The 21563-nt window shown below is 69.6% G+C and carries 19 protein-coding genes; 12 read left to right on the top strand and 7 right to left on the bottom strand.

Translation table 11 applies throughout. The annotated features are described in order from the left end of the window. The first annotated feature begins 136 nt into the window (after positions 1–136). Complete coding sequence (gene purL / locus BEI_RS15050) at positions 137–4060, top strand: phosphoribosylformylglycinamidine synthase (RefSeq protein ID WP_097790289.1); 3924 nt, start codon at positions 137–139, stop codon at positions 4058–4060. 71 nt (positions 4061–4131) lie between these two features. Here purL and BEI_RS15045 read toward each other — a convergent pair whose 3' ends face one another. Then, a complete protein-coding gene (locus BEI_RS15045) occupies positions 4132–4344 on the bottom strand; it encodes a hypothetical protein (protein WP_097790288.1) in 213 nt (70 codons plus the stop codon). A 218-nt stretch (positions 4345–4562) separates the two neighbouring features. On the opposite strand from BEI_RS15045, the gene BEI_RS15040 reads away from it, so the two are divergent. From BEI_RS15040 to rluB, 6 genes are all read left to right on the top strand, one after another. After that, positions 4563–5078 carry an AmiS/UreI family transporter gene (locus BEI_RS15040; RefSeq protein ID WP_097790287.1) on the top strand — a complete coding sequence of 172 codons (516 nt, stop codon included), beginning with the start codon at positions 4563–4565 and terminating at the stop codon, positions 5076–5078. A 90-nt stretch (positions 5079–5168) separates the two neighbouring features. Beyond that, positions 5169–5960 carry a crotonase/enoyl-CoA hydratase family protein gene (locus BEI_RS15035; RefSeq protein WP_097790286.1) on the top strand — a complete coding sequence of 264 codons (792 nt, stop codon included), beginning with the start codon at positions 5169–5171 and terminating at the stop codon, positions 5958–5960. A gap of 53 nt (positions 5961–6013) precedes the next feature. Continuing rightward, positions 6014–7780: a DNA repair helicase RadD gene (gene radD / locus BEI_RS15030; RefSeq protein WP_097790285.1), complete on the top strand. Its 1767-nt coding sequence runs from the start codon at positions 6014–6016 to the stop codon at positions 7778–7780. Positions 7781–8042: 262 nt separating this feature from the next. After that, on the top strand, positions 8043–9023 hold the full coding sequence (locus BEI_RS15025) for a segregation and condensation protein A (RefSeq protein ID WP_193765122.1): 981 nt from the start codon (positions 8043–8045) through the stop codon (positions 9021–9023). Next, a complete protein-coding gene (gene scpB, locus BEI_RS15020) occupies positions 9020–9910 on the top strand; it encodes an SMC-Scp complex subunit ScpB (protein ID WP_097790284.1) in 891 nt (296 codons plus the stop codon). Before BEI_RS15025 ends, scpB begins: the two co-directional genes overlap by 4 nt. Continuing rightward, the gene (rluB, locus tag BEI_RS15015) at positions 9907–10758 is read left to right on the top strand and encodes a 23S rRNA pseudouridine(2605) synthase RluB (RefSeq protein WP_097790283.1); all 852 of its coding nucleotides are present in this window, start codon (positions 9907–9909) and stop codon (positions 10756–10758) included. The genes scpB and rluB overlap by 4 nt, the downstream gene beginning before the upstream one ends. A 78-nt stretch (positions 10759–10836) precedes the next feature. Here the strand turns inward: rluB and BEI_RS15010 are convergent, their stop codons facing one another. From BEI_RS15010 to glcD, 4 genes are all read right to left on the bottom strand, one after another. After that, the gene (locus BEI_RS15010) at positions 10837–11238 is read right to left on the bottom strand and encodes a GlcG/HbpS family heme-binding protein (protein WP_097790282.1); all 402 of its coding nucleotides are present in this window, start codon (positions 11236–11238) and stop codon (positions 10837–10839) included. Between the two features lie 531 nt (positions 11239–11769). Further along, entirely contained in the window at positions 11770–13002 is a 1233-nt protein-coding gene (gene glcF / locus BEI_RS14990; RefSeq protein ID WP_097790278.1) for a glycolate oxidase subunit GlcF, read from the bottom strand. A 1-nt stretch (position 13003) separates the two neighbouring features. Continuing rightward, positions 13004–14092 carry a glycolate oxidase subunit GlcE gene (glcE, locus tag BEI_RS14985; RefSeq protein ID WP_097790277.1) on the bottom strand — a complete coding sequence of 363 codons (1089 nt, stop codon included), beginning with the start codon at positions 14090–14092 and terminating at the stop codon, positions 13004–13006. Positions 14093–14101: 9 nt separating this feature from the next. Then, a complete protein-coding gene (glcD, locus tag BEI_RS14980) occupies positions 14102–15601 on the bottom strand; it encodes a glycolate oxidase subunit GlcD (RefSeq protein WP_097790276.1) in 1500 nt (499 codons plus the stop codon). Positions 15602–16039: 438 nt separating this feature from the next. Between glcD and BEI_RS14975 the strand changes: the two genes are divergently transcribed. Both BEI_RS14975 and BEI_RS14970 read left to right on the top strand, forming a co-directional pair. Next, entirely contained in the window at positions 16040–16747 is a 708-nt protein-coding gene (locus BEI_RS14975) for a glutathione S-transferase N-terminal domain-containing protein (protein WP_097790275.1), read from the top strand. Positions 16748–16871: 124 nt separating this feature from the next. Then, on the top strand, positions 16872–17222 hold the full coding sequence (locus BEI_RS14970; protein ID WP_097790274.1) for a phasin family protein: 351 nt from the start codon (positions 16872–16874) through the stop codon (positions 17220–17222). Between the two features lie 80 nt (positions 17223–17302). Here BEI_RS14970 and BEI_RS14965 read toward each other — a convergent pair whose 3' ends face one another. Both BEI_RS14965 and uraD read right to left on the bottom strand, forming a co-directional pair. After that, a complete protein-coding gene (locus tag BEI_RS14965) occupies positions 17303–17926 on the bottom strand; it encodes a phosphoribosyltransferase (protein WP_097790273.1) in 624 nt (207 codons plus the stop codon). 239 nt (positions 17927–18165) lie between these two features. Continuing rightward, entirely contained in the window at positions 18166–18690 is a 525-nt protein-coding gene (gene uraD, locus BEI_RS14960) for a 2-oxo-4-hydroxy-4-carboxy-5-ureidoimidazoline decarboxylase (protein WP_097790272.1), read from the bottom strand. Positions 18691–18896: 206 nt separating this feature from the next. Between uraD and uraH the strand changes: the two genes are divergently transcribed. The 3 genes from uraH to BEI_RS14945 all read left to right on the top strand — a co-directional run bounded on the left by uraH (position 18897) and on the right by BEI_RS14945 (position 21550). Next, positions 18897–19250: a hydroxyisourate hydrolase gene (gene uraH / locus BEI_RS14955; protein ID WP_097790271.1), complete on the top strand. Its 354-nt coding sequence runs from the start codon at positions 18897–18899 to the stop codon at positions 19248–19250. Positions 19251–19443: 193 nt separating this feature from the next. Then, positions 19444–20697, top strand: a complete 1254-nt coding sequence (locus BEI_RS14950) for a urate hydroxylase PuuD (RefSeq protein ID WP_097790270.1) — start codon at positions 19444–19446, stop codon at positions 20695–20697. Positions 20698–20818: 121 nt separating this feature from the next. Then, positions 20819–21550 carry a GntR family transcriptional regulator gene (locus BEI_RS14945; protein ID WP_097790269.1) on the top strand — a complete coding sequence of 244 codons (732 nt, stop codon included), beginning with the start codon at positions 20819–20821 and terminating at the stop codon, positions 21548–21550. The last annotated feature ends 13 nt before the right edge of the window (positions 21551–21563 follow it).

The raw sequence follows: 21563 nt of genomic DNA, 5'->3' as shown, positions 1-21563 counted from the left end.
ACCTTACCCAGCCGCCCGATGGCTGTCATCCACGCCGATTTCTCGCGGCCCGCCCTTTCCAGTATCATGTGCGCTCATTGCCGCCGGCCGCGGCCCCGTCTTTACTGCATTCTGCTTGTTTCAGAGGCCCGAGGATATGCTCGAACTGCGTGGTGCGCCCGCCTTATCCGCTTTCCGTCACGCCAAGCTGCTGGACGCCCTGCACGCCGCGGCTCCCCAGGTCGAGGCGCTCACAGCCGACTACGTGCACTTCGTCGATCATGATGAGGCACTGACCGACGAGGAACACCGCCTGCTCGAGCGGCTGCTGGACTATGGCCCGGTCCGCCAGGCCGAGGAGGCTGCGTCCGAGGGACGTCTCTTCCTGGTCGTGCCGCGCATCGGCACCCAGTCGCCCTGGTCCTCCAAGGCCACCGACATCGCCCACAACTGCGGGTTGAGCAAGGTCCGTCGCCTGGAGCGTGGCATCGCCTACCGCGTGCGCTTCGCCGGCGCCCTCTCCGAGGACGCCTTCGAGGCGGTCACCGCGGCATTGCACGATCGCATGACCGAGACGGTGCTGTTCGACGCCTCCGACGCCGCCCGGCTGTTCGCCCACCACGAGCCGGCGCCGCTGGGTCAGGTGGACCTGCTCGGCGGCGGCCGCCCGGCCCTGGTGGAAGCCAACGTCGCCCTCGGCCTGGCCCTGGCCGAGGACGAGATCGACTATCTCTGCGAGGCCTTCCAGGGCCTCGAGCGCAATCCCACCGACGTCGAGCTGATGATGTTCGCCCAGGCGAACTCCGAGCATTGCCGGCACAAGATCTTCAACGCCGACTGGGTGGTGGACGGCGAGGTGCAGCCGCGCTCGCTGTTCAAGATGATCAAGAACACCTTCGAGGCCTCGCCGGACGACATTCTCTCCGCCTACAGCGACAACGCCGCGGTGATCCGCGGCTCCGAGGCCGGGCGCTTCTTCGCCGCGCCGCTGACCGGCGAGGCCGCCGGGCGGGCCGTCTACGGCACCCACCCGGAGCCGGTGCACATCCTGATGAAGGTGGAGACCCACAATCACCCGACGGCCATCGCCCCGCATCCGGGGGCGGCCACCGGCGCCGGCGGCGAGATCCGCGACGAGGGCGCCACCGGCATCGGCGGCAAGCCCAAGGCGGGGCTGACCGGCTTCACCGTCTCCAACCTGCGCATCCCGGAATTCGTCCAGCCCTGGGAAGCCTTCGACTACGGCAAGCCCGAGCGGATCGTCAGCGCCCTCGACATCATGCTCGAGGGGCCCATCGGCGGCGCCGCCTTCAACAACGAGTTCGGCCGTCCCAACCTGGCGGGCTACTTCCGCAGCTACGAGCAGGACGCCCTGGGCGCGGACGGCATCGAGCGCCGCGGCTACCACAAGCCGATCATGCTGGCCGGCGGCTACGGCAACATCCGCGAGGGGCACGTCCAGAAGGGCGAGATCCCGGTCGGCGGCAAGCTGATCGTGATGGGCGGCCCGGCCATGCTGATCGGCCTGGGCGGCGGCGCGGCCTCCTCCATGGCCTCCGGGGCCTCCAGCGCAGACCTGGACTTCGCCTCGGTGCAGCGCGACAACCCCGAGATCGAGCGCCGTGCCCAGGAGGTCATCGATCGCTGCTGGGCGCTGGGGGACGACAACCCCATTCGCTTCATCCACGACGTGGGCGCCGGCGGCCTGTCCAACGCCCTGCCGGAGCTGGTCAAGGACGGCGAGCGCGGCGGTCGCTTCGAGCTGCGCGAGGTGCCCAACGCCGAGCCGGGCATGAGCCCGCTGGAGATCTGGTGCAACGAGGCCCAGGAGCGCTACGTGCTCGCCGTGGCCCCCGAGGACCTCGAGACCTTCGACGCCCTGTGCCGGCGGGAGCGTTGCCCCTACGCGGTGGTCGGCGAGGCCACCGAGCCCCATCATCTGGAGGTTCGCGACGGCCATTTCGAGACCAAGCCGGTGGACCTGCCGATGAGCGTGCTGTTCGGCAAGCCGCCGAGAATGCAGCGCGAGTTCACCCGCGAGGAGCGCGAGCTGCCGGGCATCATGCTCGATAACCTGGACCTGCGCGAGGCCATGGACCGGGTGCTGCGCCTGCCCACCGTGGCCTCCAAGAGCTTTTTGATCACCATCGGCGACCGCTCCATCACCGGCCAGGTCGCCCGCGACCAGATGGTCGGTCCCTGGCAGGTGCCGGTGGCCGACGTGGCCGTGACCACCGCCACCTTCGACACCCATGCCGGCGAGGCCATGGCCATGGACGAGCGCCCGCCGGTGGCATTGATCGACCCGGCGGCCAGCGCCCGCCTGGCGGTGGCCGAGACCATCACCAACCTGGCCGCCGCCCCCATCGCCAGGCTCGGCGACGTCAAGCTCTCCGCCAACTGGATGAGCGCGGCCAGCCACCCGGGCGAGAACCAGGCGCTGTACGACGCCGTCCACGCCGTGGGCATGGAGCTCTGCCCGGCGCTGGGCATCGCCGTGCCGGTGGGCAAGGACTCCATGTCCATGCGCACCGCTTGGGAGGCCGGCGGCGAGGAGAAGAGCGTCACCGCGCCGCTGTCGCTGGTGACCACCGGCTTCGCGCCGGTCACCGATGCCATGCGGACCCTGACCCCGCAGATCAACCTGGAGCAGGACGAGTCCGACCTGATCCTCATCGACTTGGGCGGCGGCCGGAACCGCCTGGGCGGATCGGCCCTGGCCCAGGTCTACGGCCAGGTGGGCGACGAGTGTCCGGACCTGGACGACCCGGAGGACCTCAAGGCCTTCTTCTCGGTGATCCAGGGCCTCAACGCCGACGGCAAGCTGCTGGCCTACCACGATCGCAGCGACGGCGGCCTGCTGGTCACCCTGCTGGAGATGGCCTTCGCCGCCCATGCCGGCCTGGAGATCAAGCTCGACTGGCTGATCGACGAGCCCACCGATGCCTTCAACGCCCTGTTCGCCGAGGAACTCGGCGCCGTGATCCAGGTGTCCCGGGAGCATACCGAGGAAGTGCTGGCCCAGCTCGCCGGCGCCGGTCTCGAGACCTGCGGCGTCATCGCCCGCCCTCGCTACGACGACCAGGTGCGGGTGACCCTGTTCGAGGAACCGCTGCTCGAGACCACCCGCCTGCTGACCCAGCGCACCTGGACCGAGACCAGCTACCGCATGCAGGCGTTGCGCGACAACGCCGACTGCGCCAAGAGCGAGTTCGACGGCCTGCTCGACGGTCGCGACCCGGGCCTCACCGCCCAGCCGAGCTTCGACGTCGACGAGGACATCGCCGCGCCCTTCGTCAATACCGCCAGGCCGGCCGTGGCGGTACTCCGCGAGCAGGGCGTCAACGGTCACCTGGAGATGGCCTGGTCCTTCGACCATGCCGGCTTCGAGGCCGTGGACGTGCACATGAGCGATATCCTGGAGGGGCGTGTCGGCCTGGAAGACTTCAAGGGCCTGGTGGCCTGCGGCGGCTTCTCCTACGGCGACGTCCTGGGCGCCGGCGGCGGCTGGGCCAAGTCGGTGCTGTTCCACGAGCGAGCCCGGGAGCAGTTCGCCGGGTTCTTCGGCCGCGACGACAGCTTCGCCCTGGGCGTGTGCAACGGCTGCCAGATGCTCGCCCAGCTCAAGGAACTGATCCCCGGCGCCGAGGACTGGCCGCGCTTCGTGCGCAACGAGTCCGAGCAGTTCGAGGCCCGGGTAGCCATGGTCAAGGTGGAGAAGAGCCCGTCGATCCTGCTCTCCGGCATGGAAGGGTCGCTGCTGCCCATCGCCGTGGCCCACGGCGAGGGACAGGCCGAGTTCCGTGACGACGGCCACCTGCGCCGGATGCAGGGCAGTTCCCAGGTGGCGCTGCGCTACGTGGACAACTACGGCCAGGTGACCACCCGCTACCCGGCCAACCCCAACGGCTCGCCCTCGGGCATTACCGGCCTGACCACCCCGGACGGCCGGGTCACCATCATGATGCCGCATCCCGAGCGCGTGGTGCGGGCGGTGACCAACTCCTGGCGGCCGGCCGAGTGGACTCGCGACGGTGCCTGGATGCGGCTGTTCCGCAACGCCCGCACCTGGCTCGGCTGAGCCGGACGCAGGCCGCGACACGACGACGCCCGGGCCAGGAGGTCCGGGCGTCGTCGTGTCGGGGATGCGCCTCAGGGAGTGTCGTCGTCGGTGGCCTCCTCTCGCCTCAGCTGGGCCTCGAGGTCATCGAGAAGGTGGCGGAACTGCGCCTGGAAGTAGTCGAAGCGGCCGAAGTCGTGGCCACAGCCGTCGCAGTAGACATGATACTGATCGTGGCGACCCGGCGGGAATCGCTTCACTCGGCTGCCGCATTTGGGGCATTCGGGACGGGTCTTCAGTTTCATATGCGCCTCTCCTGTATCGACGATGGGCGATCCGCTCATCCTGGAGTCTCCTCCTAGGTATCATGGCTGGCCGCGCTCGGGTCAAGTCGGCGGGTTGAAGCTTGGTTTATGAAAAATATTTCCACTTAAACTTGCACCTCCCCGGGGGAACGGCTATAAGGTCCCCTCGGGGCGCCGGCATGAGGGGCGAGCGCCCGTGTGACGGAGCGCGTGGAACCATGCATGAGGGATTGGGCCTGCTCTATGTGGGAGCGGTGCTGGTGCTCAACGGCCTGTGGATGCTCGGGCGCATCGAGGACCGCGAGATCCAGGTGATCAACTTCTTCGTCGGTGGCGTGAGCCTCGCCGTGGCCGCCTATGCGGCCTTCGGGCCCGGGGCCGACGCCCATAGCGTGCGTACCGCGGCCATGACCCTGCTGTTCGCCTTCACCTATCTCTGGGTGGCGATCAATCGGCGCAACGGTAGCTCCGGTCGGGGGCTGGGGTACTTCTGCCTGTTCGTGGCGCTCACCGCGCTGCCCACCGGGGCGCTGCAGCTCGCCGGAGCCGGGAGCCTGTGGGGCTGGTGGTCCGCGATGAACTGGCTGGCCTGGTCGGCGCTGTGGTTCGGCTTCTACCTGATGCTCTGCCATCGTCCGCGGCTGCAGCCGCTGATGGCGCGTACCTCCCTGGCTCAGGGGCTGGTGACCGCCTGGGTCCCGGGCTACCTGCTGCTGCAGGGCATGATGACCTGATCCGACGGGATCGGGGTTAAAACGAATGTTTGAATTTCGGGCCGGCCCGCGCCACACTCCCTGTCGATGCCTGAGACGGAGAGGGAGAAGATGACGCGGACCTTTGCCGGACGGGTGACGGCGACCGTCGAGGCCGGAGTGGCCGAGGTATGCCTGGCGCGCCCCGACCGCCACAACGGGCTGGACTGGGCGATGATCGACGGCCTGCTCGAGGCGCAGCGCTGGCTCGCCGGCCTGGAACGCCTGCGGGTCCTGGTGCTGCGGGGCGAGGGAGAGAGTTTCTGCGCCGGGCTCGATATGGCGTCGATCCTGGCCGACCCGAAGCGCCAGCCGACCCTGCTCGAGGCGGGCGAGGACGGCCGCAATCCCGTCCAGCGCCTGGCACTCGGCTGGCGTGACGCGGGGGTGCCGGTGATCGCCGCGCTGCAGGGCCACGTCTACGGCGGGGGCCTGCAGATCGCCCTCGGTGCCGACCTGCGCCTGGTCCATCCCGAGGCGAGCCTCGCCCTGCTGGAGATCGACTGGGGCATCATCCCGGATATGGGCATCAGCGTCAGCGGGGCCGGCCTGCGGCCGGACGTGCTGCGTGAGCTCGCCTGGACGGGGCGCCGGGTGAGGGGCGAGGAGGCGGTCTCCCTGGGGCTCGCGACCCGGCTGGCCGAGCGGCCCGCCGAGGCGGCCGCCGAGCTGGCCGCGGACATCGCCGCGCGCTCGCCTCGGGCGGTGGCGGCCTTCGATACCCTGCTGCGCCGGGCTCCGGGGCTCGACGAGCGCGCTCGCCTGGCGCTGGAGGCCCGGTTGCAGGGCGAACTGCTCGGCGGCGAGGAGCAACGGGAGGCCGTCGCGGCGCGCCTGGCGGGCCGAGCGCCACGCTTCTCCTGACGCCGCTATCCCCAGCCGGTAAGATGGCGCTCCCCGTGACCCCAGGAGCTCCCATGTCCGCCGTCCCGCCCAGCCTAAGACCCTACCAGCAGCAGGCGGTGGCCCGGGTGGTCGAGCACTTCCGGGCCGGCGACGAGCCCGCCGTGGTGGTGCTGCCCACCGGCAGCGGCAAGTCGCTGGTGATCGCCGAGCTGGCGCGGCTGGCCCGTGGCCGGGTGCTGGTGCTGGCCCATGTGCGCGAACTGGTCGAGCAGAACCACGCCAAGTACCGGGCCTACGGCCTGGAGGCCGACATCTTCAGCGCCGGCCTGGGCCGCAAGGATGCCGGCCGGAAGGTGGTCTTCGGCTCGGTGCAGTCGGTGGTCCGCAACCTGGACGCCTTCGATGACGACGCCTTCACCCTGCTGGTGATCGACGAGTGCCACCGGGTCTCGCTCGACGAGGACTCCGGCTACCGCCGGGTCATCGCCCACCTGCGCGAGCACAATCCCCGGCTCAAGGTGCTGGGGCTGACCGCCACGCCCTACCGGCTGGGGCAGGGCTTCCTCTATCACCGCCACTATCACGGCATGGTGCGCGGCGCGGAGGACTGCTTCTTCCGCGATTGCGTCTTCGAGCAGCCCCTGCGCCTGATGGTCAAGCAGGGCTACCTCGCCGAGCCGCGCCTGGTCGATGCCGCCGTGGAGCGCTACGACTTCTCCTCGCTCGAGCCCGGCAGCGGCGGCCTCTTCCAGGAGGCGGAGCTGAATCGGGTGGTGGCCGGCCACCGGGCCACCCCCGCGATCATCGAGGAAGTGGTCGCCCGGGCCGCCGAGCGCGCCGGCGTCATGCTCTTCGCCGCCAGCGTGGCCCATGCCGAGGAGATCCTCGGCTACCTGCCGGCGAGCGAGGCGGCGCTGGTCACCGGGGCGACCCCCGCCGCCGAGCGCGAGGGAATCATCGCCGCCTTCAAGGCGCGCAGCGTTAAGTACCTGGTCAACGTGTCGGTGCTGACCACCGGCTTCGACGCGCCCCATGTGGACCTGATCGCCATCCTGCGGCCCACCGAGTCGGTGGGGCTCTACCAGCAGATCGTCGGCCGCGGCCTGCGCCTGGCCCCGGGCAAGGCCGACTGCCTGATCCTCGACTATGCCGGCAACCCCTGGGACCTCTATGCCCCGGAGGTGGGGAGCCCCAGGCCGGCGGCGGACACCGAGCCGGTGCAGGTGGAGTGTCCCCGCTGCGGCCATGCCAACCTGTTCTGGGGGCGCCGTGACGGCGAGCTGGTCATCGAGCACTTCGGGCGGCGTTGCCAGGGACTGGTGGAGGACGTCGGCGGCCGGCTCGCGCAGTGTGACTTCCGCTATCGCTTCAAGGTCTGTGACCACTGTGGCGCCGAGAACGACACCGCCGCGCGTCGCTGCCACGGCTGCGAGGCGCTGCTGGTGGACGCCGACGACAAGCTGCGCGAGGCCCTCAAGTTGCGCGACGCCCGGGTGCTGCGCGTCTCGGGCATGGAACTGGAGGCCACCGTCAACGGCCGCGGCCTGCCGCGGCTCAAGGTGGTCTATCACGACGAGGACGGGGCCACCCTGGCCGAGTGGTTCGCCCTGGAGACGCCGGCCCAGCGGGGTGCCTTCGCCGCCGCCTTCCTTCGCGAGCACCTGCGCGCGCCGGGCAGTCGCTGGTCGCCGACCACGCCCGACGAGGTGATCCGCGAGCGACGTCGGCTGCGCGCCCCGGACTTCGTGATCGGTCGCAAGGTCGGCCGCCACTGGCAGGTACGGCGCAAGCTGTTCGACTACACGGGGCGCTACCGGCGCGCCGCCGAGGCCGGGTGACGGGGCTATCCCGGATCAAGGTTGTTGCTCGGGGCTGATCCGTCGACAGGTCTGCGAGGGGGCGCTGTGAACCCCTCCCTGGGCGCTACCGACGCCATCCATGGCGTAGGACCCCCTCTTCGACCTGTCCCCGGCGCCCCTCGCCAGACCCAACTACGATTGCCCTGGGCCGGGTGAGCCCTGGCTTACTCTGGGGCGCAGGCCTTGGTAGACTGTGCGGTCGATCATTCGCCGACCCAGCAGCCCGGAGGCCAGGCCCCGCGTGAGCGAGACGTCCCCGTCCCCCCCAGCGCCCGATGCCGCCCCGGACTCCCCGGAGGCGGGCACGAGCGAGGCCGAGCGCCGGGCCATCGCCCAGAGCGCCGAGGTGCTGGGCCGGCTGTCCGCCGAGCCGATCACCGAGCTGCCGGAGGATCTCTACATTCCGCCGGAGGCCCTGCGGGTCTTCCTGGAGGCCTTCGAGGGGCCGCTGGACCTGCTGCTCTACCTGATCCGCCGTCAGAACCTGGATATCCTGGCCATCGACGTGGCCGCCATCACCCGCCAGTACATCGAGTACGTGGAGCTGATGAAGGCCATGGAGATCGAACTGGCCGGCGAATACCTGCTGATGGCGGCGATGCTCGCCGAGATCAAGTCGCGGACCCTGTTGCCCAAGCCCCCCCGGGAAGGCGGCGAGGAGGAGGACGAGGATCCGCGCGCCGAGCTGATCCGCCGCCTCCAGGAGTACGAACGGCTCAAGAACGCCGCCGAGGCCCTGGCCGAGCTGCCGCGGCTGGGGCGCGACTGGTTCCCGGCCCGGGCCGCCCTGCCGACCCTGGAGAGCCGGGTGGTGCACCCGGACGTGGAGCTCGACGAGCTGCTCGGGGCGCTCGCCGGCATCCTGCGTCGTGCCGAGCTCAACCAGGCCCACCAGGTCAGTCGCGAGGTGCTGTCCACCCGGGAGCGCATGCTGGCGATCATGGAGCAGCTGCACCACCGCCACTACACCCCCTTCGAGGCACTGTTCACCCTCGAGGAAGGCCGGGCCGGGGTGGTGGTCACCTTCATGGCCATCCTGGAGCTGGCCAAGGAGGCGATGATCGAGATCGTGCAGAATGCCCCGCTCTCGCCGATCCATGTGCGCTCGCGCAGCGCCCCGATGGAGGGCGACGAGGCGGAGAGCATCGCCGACGACGACCCGGAAGGGGAGAGCCCCTTCGTGAGCGAGGAAGAGGACGAGGAAGGGAGCGCGCCGGCATGACCGCCATGGAATTCCCCGATGCCCTGGACGAGATCCTCGAGGCCGCCCTGCTGGCGGCCGGGGAGCCGCTGTCCCTGGATCGCCTGGAGGCACTGTTCGACGACCACGAGCGTCCCCCGCGGCGGGCCCTGCGCGAGGCCCTGGGGCGGGTCGAGGTGCGCCACGAGCGCGGCGCCATGGAACTGCTGGAGACCGCGTCGGGTTACCAGCTGCGCATCCGGCCGCGGCTCTCGCCCTGGGTGTCGCGGCTCTGGGACGAGCGGCCCCAGCGCTACTCCCGGGCACTGCTGGAGACCCTGGCGCTGATCGCCTATCGTCAGCCGGTGACCCGGGGCGACATCGAGGAGGTGCGCGGGGTGACGGTCAGCGGCTCGATCATGCGCACCCTGGTCGAGCGTGGCTGGGTGCGGGTGGTGGGGCATCGCGACGTGCCGGGGCGTCCGGCGGTCTATGCCACGACCCGGGCCTTCCTCGACGACTTCGGCCTGAAGACCCTGGACGAGCTGCCGCCGATGCACGAGCTCAAGGACTTCGACGAGCCCGAGGAAAGCCTCGAGGACACCCCGCCGCCGCCCCAGCACGACGTGCTGGCTCAGGCGGATGCCCCGTCCGACGGGGAGGAGGCGAGCGACGCGGGGGCCTCCGAGAATACGGCCTCGCCGGAGGAAAGCGAGGCGGCCGCCGCGGCACCGGAGCCGGTGCCGGAGGCGGCCAGCGAGACGACGGCCGGGACGGCCGACGACGACCACGCCGGGACGGCGTCCGAGCGGACGGGCCTGAGCTTCGCCGACCTCGAGGCTCGCCTGTCCGAACGTGCCCGGGGCCGCGTCGACGATGACGCTGCCTCGGGGACGGAACCCACTACCAGCGAGACAGACGACAGATGAGCACCACCACCGAGAAACTGCAGAAGGTCCTGGCCCGGGCGGGCCTGGGGTCGCGCCGCGAGATGGAGACCGCCATCGCCGACGGCCGGGTCAAGGTCAACGGCCGGGTGGCGACCCTGGGCGATCGCATCGAGACCCGGGACAAGGTGGCCTTCGACGACCGCCCGGTGACCCTGCGCGCCGCCGAGGAGGTGCCGCGCCGGGTGATCATGTACAACAAGCCCGAGGGCGAGCTGTGCACCCGCAAGGACCCGGAAGGGCGGCGTACCGTCTTCGATCGCCTGCCTCGCCTCAAGGGCGAGCGCTGGATCGCCATCGGCCGCCTGGACATCAACACCAGCGGGCTGCTGCTGTTCACCACCGACGGGGAGCTGGCCAACCGCCTGATGCACCCCTCGACCCAGATCGAGCGCGAGTACGCCGTGCGGGTCATGGGCGAGGTCAAGCCGGACCAGGTGAAGGCCATGGTCGAGGGCGTGATGCTCGACGACGGCCCGGCGCGGTTCACCGACGTCCAGGAGTTCGGGGGCGAGGGCATCAACACCTGGTTCCACGTGGTGATCATGGAAGGCCGCAACCGCGAGGTCCGGCGGCTCTGGGAGTCCCAGGGCCTCACCGTCAGCCGCCTCAAGCGGGTGCGCTACGGCAACATCTTCCTGGACAAGCGCGCCAAGGCCAGCGAATGGGTGGAGCTCACCCAGGAAGAGGTCGACGACCTGGCCGAGATGGCCGGGCTGCCCTCGCGCAAGGTGCCGGAGCTGACCCCGGACGAGAAGAACCGCTGGAGCCGCGACAAGCACAAGCGCCGCCCGGTGCAGGCGATGCGCAAGCCCAAGCCGCGTCGCTGAGCCCGGCGCGCGGCCACGCCGCCTCTCCCACCCTGCCCCCGGGACATCGCCCGGGGGCGGAGGAGAAGGCGGCCGTGATCAGATCACCGCGGCGATGCTGGCGCGGGCGACCTGGGCGTCCTGGTCGGCCTTGACGCCGGAGACGCCCACCGCCCCGATCACCCGGCCGTCGACCTCCACCGGTACCCCGCCTTCCATCAGGCCCTGCAGGGGAGCCGAGAGGAAGGCATTGCGCCCCTCGTTGATCATGCGCTCGAAGACCTGGGTCTCCTTGTGGCTCAGCGCCGCACTGCGGGCCTTCTGGGCGCTGATCATGGCGGTCATCGGCGAGGCGCCGTCGAGGCGACGCAGGCCGAGCAGCTCGCCGCTGTCGTCGGTGACGGCCACGGTCACCTTCCAGCCGTTGGCCTCGGCCTCCCGCTGGGCGGCATCCAGGAGGGCGTTGACTTCACTGAGGCCGAGAATGGCTTTGGTCTGCATGGCATGCTCCTTGGTTGGTGTTGGGTAGAGCAGAGAATCCCCGGGTCCAGGACCCGGGGGAAAAGCGATTCCTTGACGACCACGGCCCTGTCGAACGCGATGGCCTCATCGCGACCGGCTCACGCCAGCGCCTCGTCGACCAGCTCGATCCAGTGGCGCACCGGGGTGCGGCCCGCGCTGCCCAGGTGGGGCTGGCAGCTGAAGGCATGAGCGCGGTCGCGATCACGCCAGCGCCTCGTCGACCAGCTCGATCCAGTGGCGCACCGGGGTGCGGCCCGCGCTGCCCGGGTGGGTCTGGCAGCTGAAGGCATGAGCGCGGTCGCGCTCACGCCAGCGCCTCGTCGACCAGCTCGATCCAGTGGCGCACCGGGGTGCGGCCCGCGCTGCCCAGGTGGGTCTGGCAGCTGAAGGCATGAGCGCGGTCGCGATCACGCCAGCGCCTCGTCGACCAGCTCGATCCAGTGGCGCACCGGGGTGCGGCCCGCGCTGCCCAGGTGGGTCTGGCAGCTGAAGGCATGAGCGCGGTCGCGATCACGCCAGCACCTCGTCGACCAGCTCGATCCAGTGGCGCACCGGGGTGCGGCCCGCGCTGCCCAGGTGGGTCTGGCAGCCGATGTTCGCGGTCGCGATCACGTCCGGCTCGCCGGCCTCCAGGGCGTCGAGCTTGTCGTCGCGCAGCCGAGTGGCGAGCTCGGGCTGGGTGACCGAATAGGTGCCCGCCGAGCCGCAGCAAAGGTGCGGGTTCTGCACCGGCGTCAGCGAGAAGCCCAGCCGGGTCAGCACGGCTTCCGTCGCCCCGCCGAGCTTCTGCGCATGCTGCAGGGTGCAGGGGCAATGGAAGGCCAGGCGACCCTCGGACTTCACCTCGAGCCGGTCGAGGTCCTCGTCGCGCAGCACCTCCACCAGGTCGCGAGCCAGCTCGCTGACCCGGGCGGCCTTGTCCGCGTAGTCGGGGTCATCGGCGAGGATGTCGACGTATTCCTTGACGAAGGCCCCACAGCCGCTGGCGGTCTGGACGATGGCCTCGCAGCCGGCCTCGATGTGCGGCCACCAGGCGTCGATGTTGGCCCGCGCCCGTGCCCGGCCGGCGTCCTGGGCGTCCAGGTGGAAGTCCACCGCGCCGCAGCATCCCGCCTCCGGGGCCGGCGTCAGGCCGATGCCCAGGCGATCCAGCACCCGGGCGGTGGCGGCGTTGGTGTTGGGCGAGAGGCCGGGCTGTACGCAGCCCTCCAGGATCAGCATCTGTCGAGCATGGCGGCGGCCGTCGGGGCGCGTGCCGGCATCCACCGGCGCGGGCGGCATCTTGGCCTTGAGCGCGCCGGGCACGAGGGGGCGAAAGGTCAGGCCGAGCTTGAGCAGGGCCTTGAAGCGCCCGGGCTCCACCAGGGCCTTGCGCAGGGCGAAGCGAAACGCCCGTTCGGGCGCCTTGCGGGGCAGGCGGCGTTCCAGCTCGGCGCGACCGATGTCGAGCAGCTTGTGGTACTCGACCCCGGAGGGGCAGGTGGTCTCGCAGTTGCGGCAGGTCAGGCAGCGATCCAGGTGCAGCCGGGTCTCGGCGGTGATGTCGGCGCTCTGGTCGCGGTCCTCGAGCAGCGCCTTCATCAGGTAGATCCGCCCCCGGGGACCGTCGCGCTCGTCGCCCAGCAACCGGTAGGTCGGGCAGGTGGCGTTGCAGAAGCCGCAGTGCACGCAGGTGCGCAGGACCCGGTCGGCTTCGCGGAGATGCGGCTGCTCGAGGTCTTGCTCGGTGAAATGGGTCTGCATGTCAGAGCTCCGGATAGAGTCGGCCGGGGTTGAAGATGCCGCGGGGATCCAGCTCCGCCTTCAGCCGCCGGTGATACTTGGCCAGGACCGGCGACAGCGGGGTGAAGGGCTCGGCGGCGCCCGGCGTCAGGCAGGTGGCGTGACCGCCGGCGCGGGTGGCGGCCTCGCGCAGGGTCTCCGCGTCGAGGTCGCTCCTCAGCCAGCGCTGGGCGCCGGCCCAGTCGTGGAGCATCCCGGTCTCGTCGAGCCCGTCGAGGTCCAGGGAGGCCTGCTGGGGCAGCGAGAGCCGCCACAGGGGGCGCTCGTCCTCGGCGTCGAAGAACGCCAGTCGCTGCTCGCGCAGTGCCTCCCAGTAGCCGTCGTCCAGGTCGTCGCCGCCCAGGGTGCGGCGGGTGTCGGCCACCGAGCCGCTGCCCCCCTCCAGGCGAAGGTGCAGGACGCCGGCCTGCCAGGCGGCGGCGGTGATCGGCAGCGGCCGCCGTCCCCACTCGGCCAGGGCGCGACGCGCCTCGTCCAGCGGCATGGACAGGCGGAGGCTGGCGCGGGCGATCGGGCGGGGCAGGACCTTCAGCGACACCTCGCCGATCAGCCCCAGGCTGCCCTGGGCCCCGACGACCAGTCGCGAGAGGTCGTAGCCGGCCACGTTCTTCATCACCTCGCCGCCGAAGCGAAGGGAGCCGCCCTGCCGGTCGAACAGCCGGACGCCGAGCACGAAGTCGCGCACGGCGCCGGCCCAGGGGCGGCGGGGACCGGACAGCCCGGCGGCAACCATGCCGCCCACGGTGGCGGTCTCGCCGAAGTGGGGCGGCTCGAAGGGCAGCATCTGGCCCTGCTCGGCCAGCGCCGCCTCGAGCTCGGCCAGGGGCGTGCCGGCGCGGACCGAGACGATCAGCTCCACCGGATCGTAGCGGGTGATCCCGCGATGCTCGCGGGTGGACAGCGCCTCGCCCTGGACGGGACGGCCATAGAAGGCCTTGGTGTCGCCGCCGACGATGCGTAGCGGCGTGCCGTCGGCATCGGCCTGGCGGAGGCGCTCGCCGAGTTCGGCGCTGGCGTCCCGGTCCGGGAGCGTCGGATTGGGGGTTGCCATACGGACTCCTCAGAAGCGGGGCAGGTCGGGATGCGGCAGCTGGCCGCGGTGGACGTGCATGGCGCCGAACTCGGCGCAGCGGGCCAGCGTGGGGATGTTCTTGCCCGGGTTGAGCAGGCCCTCGGGGTCGAAGGCGGCCTTCACCCGGTGGAAGGTCGTCAGCTCGTCGGGCTGGAACTGCACGCACATCTGGTTGATCTTCTCGCGGCCCACCCCATGCTCGCCGGTGATCGAGCCGCCGGCGTCCACGCAGGCCTCGAGAATCCTGCCGCCCAGTTCCTCGGCCTTCTCCAGTTCCCCCTCGCGGTTGGCATCGAAGAGGATCAACGGGTGCATGTTGCCGTCGCCGGCGTGGAAGACGTTGGCCACCCGCAGCCCGAACTCCTCGGAGAGCTCGGCGATGGTCTTGAGCACCCGGGGCAGGGCGCGCCTCGGGATGGTGCCGTCCATGCAGTAGTAGTCCGGGGACATGCGGCCCACCGCCGGGAAGGCGTTCTTGCGCCCCGCCCAGAACAGCGCCCGCTCGGCCTCGTCGCGGGCCTGGCGGACATCGATGGCGCCGGCGGCCTCCATGACCCGGCGAGCCCTGTCGCAGTCCTCGTCCACGTCCGCCTCCACGCCATCGAGCTCGCAGAGCAGGATGGCCTCGGCCTCCACGGGATAGCCGGCACGGATGAAGTCCTCGGCGGCACGGATCGCCAGGTTGTCCATCATCTCGAGGCCGCCCGGCACGATGCCGGCGGCGATGATGTCCCCCACCGCGTGGCCGGCCTTCTCCACGTCGTCGAAGCTCGCCATCAGGACCTTGGCGGTCTCGGGCTTGGGCAGCAGCTTGACGGTGATCTCGGTGACCACGCCGAGCATGCCCTCGGAGCCGTTGATCAGCGCCAGCAGGTCGAAGCCGGGGGCATCCAGGGCCTCGCTGCCCAGGGTCACCCGCTCGCCTTCCAGGGTCAGCATCTCGACGCGCATCACGTTGTGCACGGTCAGGCCGTACTTCAGGCAGTGCACGCCGCCGGCATTCTCGGCGACGTTGCCGCCGATGGAGCAGGCGATCTGGGAGGAAGGGTCGGGCGCATAGTAGAGCCCGAAGGGCGCGGCGGCCTCCGAGATGGCCAGGTTGCGCACGCCGGGCTGGACCCGGGCGGTCCGGGCGTCGGGGTCCACCTCGAGGATGCGATCGAAGCGGGACATGACCAGCAGTACGCCCTGCTCCAGGGGCAGGGCGCCGCCGGACAGGCCGGTGCCGGCCCCCCGGGTGACGACGGGGACGCCCAGGGCGCGGCAGCGGCCGAGCAGGGTCGCGACCTGCTCCAGGTCCTGGGGCAGGGCGACCAGCATGGGCAGGATGCGGTAGGCGGAGAGGCCGTCACACTCGAAGGGGCGCAGGTCCTCCTCGCGGTGCAGCAGCGTCAACCCGGGCGCGGCACGCTGCAGGTCGGCGAGCACCTCCGCCTTGTCGCGGCGGGGCAGGTCGCCATCGAGTCGCGCGTCGTAGTGGATGTTCATGGCGGCTCCGGGAACGGGAAGAAGTCCGTTGATCTCGATGCTATGGAAGAGTTTTTCAAAAATCTATGGAAAATTTTTCCGATTTCACTCGGTGCGACGCCGGGTCGCAGGCGTCGCCCCATACCCAGCGTAGAGCGTTCTCGCTGGCGGTGTGGCCTGGCCTTTGCAGGCCACCGGGGTACGGATCACATTACGACCGCGTCGGGGGAATGGCTATCTTCGGTCAATTGGACAGACCAATATATCGGAATGCCGGGCGGCTCGCCCGGGGGGCTCGAACGAGATGAATCAAGGAGTTGGCGAGGGGCAGCGGCAACGCCTCGGCGTCTCCGGTATCGGTCGGTTAGACCAATGGATGAGTCGGGCCACGCGGCTTGGCGCCGAGAGCGGCGGCCTGGCAGTATCGGAGGTCCTTTTCATTGGATGCAAGGAGTCGGCATGTCACGGGTGCTCTACGATCTCTGCGGTATCGACGAGCGGCTGCGTTTCTCGCCCTATTGCTGGCGGGTACGCTATGCCCTGGCCCACAAGGGGCTGGAAGTGGAGACGCGGGCCTGGCGCTTCACCGAGAAGGAGGCGCTGGACTTCGCCGATCACGACCGGGTGCCGGTGCTGGTCGACGGCCAGGAGGTGGTCACCGACAGCTACGCCATCCTGCGCTACCTGGATCGCGCCTATCCGTCGGCTCCCCTGCTCGGTGACGACCTCGGAGAGGCCCGGGCGCGCTTCTTCAAGCACTATGCCGAGCGGTCGCTGGCGCCGGCCATCATGCGCACCATCGTCATGGACCTCTTCAACGCCATCCATCCCGACGACCGGGCCTATTTCCGCGAAAGTCGCGAGAAGCGCTTCGGCCGCACCCTCGAGGAGTTCCACTCCCCGGTGAAGGGGCTGACCCAGCTCGATACCGCCCTGGCGCCCCTGCGGGGACGTCTCGAGGAGGCCGACTTCCTCGACGGCGACGCGCCGGCCGGCGGCGACTATCTCGTCTTCGGCTTCTTCATGTGGGCGCGCTGCGTGTCCAGCGCCGACCTGGTATCCAATGCCGACCCCACCTATGCCTGGCTCGAGCGCATGCTCGACCTCCACGGCGGCCTGGGGCGCCAGGCCATGCGCATCACCGATATCGAGGGAGCCTACCGCTGACGGCCGGGCGTGCCGGCACCCGGAAGAAAATGCCCGCGAGCATGTTGCGGCGCACAAAAACGCCTGCTATGTTGCAATGCAACACGGGCGATTCGCCCGATGCGTCCCCAACCGGAGGTGTGCAATGACCAAGGCAACGACCGCCAAGACCAACGAGCAGTTCGAGTCGCTCTTCGTGAAGCCCCTTCAGGCCTACGGCGCCCTGAACCTGGAGGTCGCCGAGAAGCTGGTGGCCACCCAGTTCGACGTGGTCCAGGCCGTCTCCGAGACCACCCTGGCCCAGGCGCGTGCCTGGCTCTCGGTACAGGATCCCGAGGGCTTCAAGCAGGCCATGGAAGGGCAGCAGAAGGCCGCCCAGGCGCTGGGCGAGCGCCTCAAGGCGGATTCCGAGACGCTGATGAGCCTGGGACAGGATTACGTCCAGAAGGGCCAGAAACTGGTCGAGGATCAGGTCAAGGCCGCCGGTACCCGTTAAGGATTAGGCAGGCAAGGGGCCCGTTTGCCGGGCTGTTGGGGCCATCGCCGTGAGGCGGTGGCCCGTTTTTTTCCGTCCCCTCAGCCGTGCTCGGTGCCAAGCAGGCGCATGACCTCCTCGTCGGTCACCTGGCCGAACTCGGCGAAGAACTGTCCCACCGCGGCGAATCCCGATGGCGCCAGCAGGCATATCACCTCGTCGGCGAGGCGTTCCAGGCGCGCTACCGTCTCCGGGGGGGCGGCACCGATGGCGGCGATGAGCCTGGCCGGGTTGCGGGGCCTGAGGCTCTCCAGGGCGGTGGCCATGGTGGCGCCGGTGGCGCTGCCATCGTCCACCACCACCACGATGCGGCCCTCGGGGTCGATGGGGGCTCGCACCGGCGTGTAGTTCCGTCGCCGCTCCTCAATCAAGGCCTGCTGTTTCTCGATCTCCCGGGTGATGGCGGCCTCGCCGTAGTGATTCGCCGCGGGCTCCAACTGCACGCGGCCCTCCTCGCCCACCGCGCCGATGGCGTACTCGGGGTTGCCGGGCGCACCGATCTTGCGGACCAGCACCACGTCCAGCTCGCCCTCCAGCTCGTCGGCGAGCAGTCGCCCCATGGGAACGCCGCCCCGCGGGATGGCCAGGATCAGCGGGTTGTGGCCCTTGAGGTGGGAGAGTCGCCGCGCCAGCTTCTCGGCGGCCTCCAGGCGGTCGCGAAACATCGCTCGCCTCCGCATCGTCATGGTGTGCTGATTAGTGTAGCCCTGTCCCATCGACGCGACGACGCCATCGTCATGTTGAATACACGACTGTGCACAATGGCTTGGAAAGATAGAAGCCATTCGCCTGGGCTCCTGTGCGCTATCCATATGGCCTTGATGCCTAGGGATTTTCTGTCCGATGGGTCGGCATCGGCGAGGGAAGGGGGGCGCTGCCGGGCGGCCGCCCGGCAGCGGGAGGCTCAGCGGGCGCGGTCGGCCAGGCGGAAGGCCGCGATGCGGTTGATCTGCTCGATGGCGGTCCGGCGCTCCTCGGCCGGGTCGTTCTCCAGCCGGGTCTCGAAGGCCGCCAGGATGGCGTGACGGTCGCTGCCCTTGACCGCCATCACGAAGGGGAAGCCGAAGCGTTCCTTGTAGGCTCCGTTGAGTCGCTCGAAGCGTGCCATCTCCTCGGGGGTGCACTGGTCGAGGCCGGCGCCCGCCTGCTCCCTGGTGGAATCGTCGGTGAGCTCGCCGGCGATGGCCGCCTCGCCGGCCAGGTCGGGGTGGGCCCGGATCACCTCCAGCTGGCGCTCGGGCTCGGCCTCGCGCAGGACTCGGCCCATGGCCTCGGCCAGGCCTTGGGGGCTGTCCTGCTCGGGGCCGAGCCCTCGTTGCCAGGCCAGTTCCGCCACCCAGGGGGAGTGTTCATAGATATCGCCGTAGTGCTCGACGAACTCGGCCTGGCTCAGTTCGCTGGGCCGGGGGGAAAGGGTCTCGCTGCTCATGATCGGTCTCCTTGCTGGACGGATGACACCTGTCGCATCAGGGTATCGATAAAAGTGTATACAATAAAGTCTTTGAAATGTACTCTCTTTGGAGCTAAAACTGTCTTTAACAGGATGGCGCCCGTCGCAGCGGGCGCGACCACCGACCGACGCTCCCGCCAGGCTTCCACTCGGGGCCCGGCATCGATGACAAGAGGAGAAACATGATGGGACGCCTGACGACGCATGTGCTGGATACCGCCAAGGGCCTTCCGGGCCAGGGCATTCGCATCGAGGTCTATCGGATCGAGGGCAACGGCCGCGAGCGGCTCGCCGAGGTCGTCACCAACGACGACGGCCGCTGCGACGCGCCCATCCTGGAAGGCGAGGCCTTCACCGCCGGGGAATACGAGCTGGTCTTCCATGCCGGCGACTATCTGGATCGCCAGGGCGTGGAAGGGAGCAAGCCCCGCTTCCTCGACGTGATCCCGCTGCGCTTCGGCGTCGCCGACGCCTCTCAGCATTACCACGTGCCGCTGCTGCTGTCGCCGTATAGCTATTCCACCTACCGCGGTAGCTGAAGGGAACACTGATTTATTGCTGCGCTCGATATCCTGACCGCCGGCGGTACTCAACATCCTCATTTACCGCTCCGTAAACTCCGGTGTTTCCGTTCCGGCGGCGGCCAGCCTCTCATCGCTCGCGACATAAATCAGTCGTCCCCTCCTCGCCTACTCGACACGACAACCGCATAATTCCAACGAGGCCTGACCGATGGAAGCCTATTTCCTGGACTTCGCCAACCTCCTGCTGAGGTGGCTGCATGTGATCGCCGCCGTGGCCTGGATCGGCGAGTCGATCTACTTCGTGATGCTGGACAACAGCCTGCGTCCGCCCAAGGCGGCGGAAGACAAGCAGAAGGGCGTGTTCGGCGAGATGTGGGCCGTGCACGGCGGCGGCTTCTACCACAACCAGAAGTACGCCAGCGCCCCCGAGAAGCTTCCCGACGACCTGCACTGGTCCTTCTGGAAGGCCTACACCACCTGGCTGACCGGTTTCGGCCTCTTCGTGCTGCTGTACATGGCCAACCCGAGCTTCTACCTGGTCAACCCGAACAGCAGCTGGGAGTGGGCCGCCAACCTCACCGGCTGGCAGGCCAACATCGTCGCCCTGGTCTTCCTGCTCGGGGGCTGGGTGGTCTACAACGAGATGTGCAAGCGCATCAGCCCCAACATGGAGCGCGACGGCCTCCTGAGTCTCGGCGTGGCCGTGATGATGGTGGTGGTGGCCTACCTGAGCACCCAGATCTTCGCCGGCCGAGCGGCCTTCCTGCTCACCGGCGCGGTCATGGCGACCGCCATGTCGGCCAACGTCTTCTTCTGGATCATCCCCGGCCAGCGTCGCATGGTGAAGGCCATGAAGGCCGGCGAGACGCCGAATCCCATCGACGGCAAGCGGGGCAAGCAGCGCTCGGTGCACAACACCTACTTCACGCTGCCCGTGGTGCTGCTGATGCTCAGCAACCATTACTCCTTCACCTACACCCATGAGCTGTCCTGGGTGATCATGTCGCTGTTCATCTTCGCCGGTGCCCTGATCCGCCAGTTCTTCGTGCTGATGCATGCCGGCCAGATCAAGCCGGCCTACCCGGCCTCCGGCGTGGCCCTGATCCTGGTGGCGGTGTGGATCGGCGCGCCCTCCGGCAACGACGGGGTGGCCACCGCCAGCACCGAGGCGCCCGCGGCCACCGCGGAGGCGCCGGCCGCCACCGAGTCCCTGGCCCAGGGCGGGGCGCTGGAGGAGGTGCACGCCATCATCACCGAGCGCTGCGTGTCCTGCCATGCCCAGAACCCGGAGCATGCCGGTTTCGCCGCGGCCCCGGCGGGGGTGATCCTGGAGACCGAGGAGCAGCTGCTGCGCCAGGTCGACCAGGTCAAGCAGGTGATCGCCAGCGGTTACATGCCGCTGGGCAACATCACCCAGATGACCGACGAGGAGCGTGAACGGGTCGCGGGCTGGCATCCCTGAAGCGGGATTCCGCTCGAGTCCCTGGACCGCCGCCCACCTTTTGGTGGGCGGCGGTCGTTTCGGGACGGCAAACGCGTATACAATAGGAGCGAATCCTGGACCTCAGGGAGATCCTGCCTTCATGAACCAGCCTCAGGCCGCGACCAAGCGCAAGTCCGGGGGGCGCCCGGGCAAGAACGGTGATGGCGCCGAGCGTCACGAGGCCATCTACCGCTCGATCAGCGATGCCATCATCGAGCATCGCCTGAAGCCCGGTGCGCGCCTGCGGGAGGATGCCCTGTCGGAAGTCTTCGGCATCAGCCGCACCGGGATCCGCAAGATCCTGCAGCGCCTGGCCCTGGAACAACTGGTCACCCTGACCCCTCGGCGGGGCGCCAGCGTGACGCGTCCCACCGCCGAGGAGGCCAAGGACGTCTTCGACGCTCGCCAGATGATCGAGTGCGGCCTGATGCCGGAGGTCGCCCGGCGGATCACCGCCGCCGACCTGGAGGCGCTGCGTGACATGGCCCGCCGCGAGCGCCAGGCCCTCAAGGCCGGCGAGCAGAGCGCGGCCATCAAGCTCTCCGCCGCCTTCCACGGCCGGCTGGCGCACATCTCCGGCAATGCCACCCTGGCCGCCTTCGTCGAGCGGCTCTGCTCGCGCTCCTCGCTGATCCTGGCCGTCTATGGCAACGCGGGCCACCTGGGCTGCGAGTCCCACGACCACGACGACCTGCTCGGCTATCTCGAGCGGGGCGAGGGGGAGCGCGCCCAGGCCTTCATGAGCCGCCACCTCAAGGCCATCGAGGCCTCGCTGTCCATCCACGAGGAGGAAGAGGAGACGCCGGACCTCTACCAGATCTTCTCCTCCTGATCCGGCGACCCCT

The organism is Halomonas beimenensis, from assembly GCF_002549795.1.
Taxonomy (GTDB): Bacteria; Pseudomonadota; Gammaproteobacteria; order Pseudomonadales; family Halomonadaceae; genus Halomonas; species Halomonas beimenensis.
This window is presented reverse-complemented; position numbering and strand designations above follow the sequence as displayed.